This window comes from Actinophytocola sp. (assembly GCF_036002505.1).
In the GTDB taxonomy this organism is placed as follows: Bacteria; Actinomycetota; Actinomycetes; order Mycobacteriales; family Pseudonocardiaceae; genus DASYTH01.
In genome coordinates this window covers 1-2,901 of record NZ_DASYTH010000396.1, presented here as the reverse complement: position 1 = coordinate 2,901, position 2,901 = coordinate 1, and the positions used below count along the sequence as shown (strand labels likewise).

At 70.1% G+C, this 2,901-nt stretch carries 3 protein-coding genes and 1 tRNA gene; 1 reads left to right on the top strand and 3 read right to left on the bottom strand.

Annotation, left to right across the window (positions count from 1 at the left end; translation table 11 throughout):
- Window positions 1-12 precede the first annotated feature (12 nt).
- Window positions 13-84 (top strand) — tRNA-Arg (locus VGR06_RS34415).
- A gap of 123 nt (window positions 85-207) precedes the next feature.
- Here the strand turns inward: VGR06_RS34415 and istB are convergent.
- The 3 genes from istB to VGR06_RS44135 all read right to left on the bottom strand — a co-directional run bounded on the left by istB (window position 208) and on the right by VGR06_RS44135 (window position 2,693).
- Window positions 208-999, bottom strand: a complete 792-nt coding sequence (gene istB, locus VGR06_RS34410) for an IS21-like element helper ATPase IstB (protein ID WP_414637392.1) — start codon at window positions 997-999, stop codon at window positions 208-210.
- Window positions 999-2,228 carry an IS21 family transposase gene (gene istA, locus VGR06_RS34405; RefSeq protein WP_327563370.1) on the bottom strand — a complete coding sequence of 410 codons (1,230 nt, stop codon included), beginning with the start codon at window positions 2,226-2,228 and terminating at the stop codon, window positions 999-1,001. The genes istB and istA overlap by 1 nt, the downstream gene beginning before the upstream one ends.
- Window positions 2,229-2,507: 279 nt before the next feature.
- On the bottom strand, window positions 2,508-2,693 hold the full coding sequence (locus VGR06_RS44135; RefSeq protein ID WP_414637393.1) for a tyrosine-type recombinase/integrase: 186 nt from the start codon (window positions 2,691-2,693) through the stop codon (window positions 2,508-2,510).
- Window positions 2,694-2,901 lie beyond the last annotated feature (208 nt).

Below are 2,901 nucleotides of genomic sequence, written 5' to 3'. Positions count from 1 at the left end.
GCCGCCCACTGCACCCGTATGGTCCAACGGACAAGGCGCCAGCCTACGGAGCTGGAGATCCGGGTTCGACTCCTGGTACGGGTACGCATCGGGACGTGGCGCAGTTTGGTCGCGCTCGCGGCTGGGGGCCGCGCTGTCAACGACGCCCGAAAACGGACCCCTCTGCGACGGTTGAAAATGGACCCCTCCTGGCTGGGTTGATCTTTGCTAGTCGTTGGTTGGTGCGGTTGGGACGCGGCCGAGGTCGCGGTCTTTGAGCCGATAGCTGTCGCCCTTGAGGGAGACGACCTCGGCGTGGTGGACCAGCCGGTCGATCATGGCAGCGGCGACCACGTCGTCGCCGAACACCTCGCCCCAGCGACCGAAGGGCTTGTTGCTGGTCACGATCAGCGAGGCGCGTTCGTAGCGGTTGGACACCAGCTGGAAGAACAGGTTGGCGGCTTCGGCTTCGAACGGGATGTAGCCGACCTCGTCGACCACGAGCAGCGGGACGCGGCCGAGCTTGACCAGCTCGTCTTGCAGGCGGCCGGCGTGGTGGGCTTCGGCGAGGCGGGCCACCCATTGGGCGGCGGTGGCGAACGCGACCCGGTGCCCGGCCTGGCAGGCGCGCATGCCCAGGCCGATGGACAGGTGGGTTTTGCCGGTGCCGGGCGGGCCGAGGAAGACCACGTTGTCCTTGGCGGTGACGAAGTCCAGGGTGCCGAGGTGGTTGATGGTCTCGCGTTTGAGTGAGCGTTGGTGGTCGAAGTCGAAGTCCTCCAACGACTTGCGGGCCGGGAACCGGGCGGCGCGGATGCGGCCCTCGCCGCCGTGGGACTCGCGGGCGGCGACCTCGCGTTGCAGGCAGGCGGCCAGGAACTCCTCGTGGGTCCAGGACTCGGCGCGGGCCCGTTCGGCCAGCCGGTCGACCGCGGCGGCCAGCGAGGGCGCTTTCAACGCCCGGGTCAGGAACGCCAGCTCGGCGGTGAGGTTGCGGGTGGCGGCGGTTTTGGCGGCCATCACGCCACCTCCTCGGCCAGGTCGACTGCGCACAGCCGGTCGTAGTCGGCCAGCCGCCGGTGCTCCACCTCAGCCAACGCCGGCGCGGCGGCGTGGCGGTGCGCGGTGCGTAGCGCCGCGGCGGCCTGCCGGTGCGCCGGGTCGGTGATGGTCTGGTGCGCCGCCCAGCAGCGCTCGTGGCGGGCCACCGGCCGGCCGTCGCAGCGCACCCAGACCAGCTCGGTGTCCGCGAGCACCTCGACCCGCCGGCCGACCACCGACGGGTGCACCGAGTAGTCGTTGCCGTCCAGCCGCACGTAGTGGTCGCGGGGCAGCCGGGTGGACAGCCGCCACCCCACGACGGGCGGCACCGGCGGCAGCGCCACCATCGCCGCCCGGTCGGCGTCCAGCCGGTCGGCCGGCCGACAGCCCAGCACCCGATGCTGGCGGCGGTTGGCCCGGGCCAGCCAGTCGGCCAGCTGGGCGTTGAAGTCCACCGGCGAGGCGAACCGCCGGCCGGGCAGAAACGACGTCTCCAGGTAGCCGTTGGCCCGCTCCACCAGGCCCTTGGCCTCCGGGTCCTTCGGCCGGCACTGCAACACGGAGACGCCCAGCGTGCCGCGGAAGGCGTGCATCGCCGCGGTCAGCGCCGGCCGGCCGCCACGCCACTGCCCGACCGCGGACTCGTTGTCCCAGACCAGCACCCGCGGTGCGGCACCCAGCCCGGCCAGCACCGCCCACTGCCCGCACAACAGGTCCGCCACCTGCCGGGACGGGATCATCACCGCGGACAGCCAGCGCGAGTAGCCGCACACCATCACCAGCACCGGCGGCCGACCCACCTGGCCGTACCCCAACGGCACGTCCGCCGGCGGGAACCACAGGTCGCACTGCGCCAGCTCACCCGGTGCGTAGTCGGTGCGCTGCGCCGGGTCCGGCGGCAGGTACAACGGCCGCAGCACCGCCACCCGCCCCTTCAGCACCGTCAGCGACCTGGTCCAGCCGATCCGTTCGGCGACCACCGTGGCCGGCATTGTCGGCCACTGCTCGAGCAATGACCGGATCTGCGGCTCTACCGCGTCCACAATGGACGCCCGAGCCGGACGCTGGTACCGCGGCGGACCCGCCGCTGCCAACGCCCGACGCACCGTGTTCCGACCCACCCCGAGCTTCCGGGTGATCGCCTTGATCGGCATCCCCTCGCTGCGGTGCAACCGGCGGATCTCCGCCCAGTCTTCCACGCTCAACACCCTCCCGATCTTCAACGAGAGGGGTCCAGATTCATCCGTCGCCACGGGGTCAGTTTTCAAGCGTCGATGACAGGAGTCAAAAACGTGAACGAGTGAAATTGCGGTGGGTTACGGCCTGCGCCTCAAGGTAGTACCGACGGTTGACGGATCTGACCTCGCTAAGCTCTGACTTCGTTGACGTGCCGGATCACGCCGCGGTGCTGTCGCGGGCGGCGTCGATGAGGGCATCGAGTGCCGCAGCTATCGCCTGGTCACGTTCTCGGTTGGCGTGCTGGTAGATCATGGCTGCCCGGGTGCTGGAGTCCCGATTCGAGCCATCAGCTCCTTGAGCGTGGCTCCGCTCTGCGCTGACCAGGTGCTTCCGGTGTGCCGGAGATCATGAAGGTGAAGATTCGTCTCGGCCGGGATGCCGGCCCGCTTGAGCGCGGTTTTCCAGACCCTGTTGAAGTTGCGCCGTCGGGGGATGCCACCCTGTGCGCCGACGAACAGCCGGCCTCCGAGTCCCGGCTGTGCGAACCGGGCAAGGTGCAGTTCGATGTCGGTCCGCAGTGCTCGCGGCAGGCTGATCGGGCGCTTGCCGGCCTCCGACTTTGGGTCGCCGTCGACCTGCGTGCCGTCTTCCATCTCGGCGGTAGCCCGGCGTATCCACAGTTCCATCGCGGTGAGGTTGAGG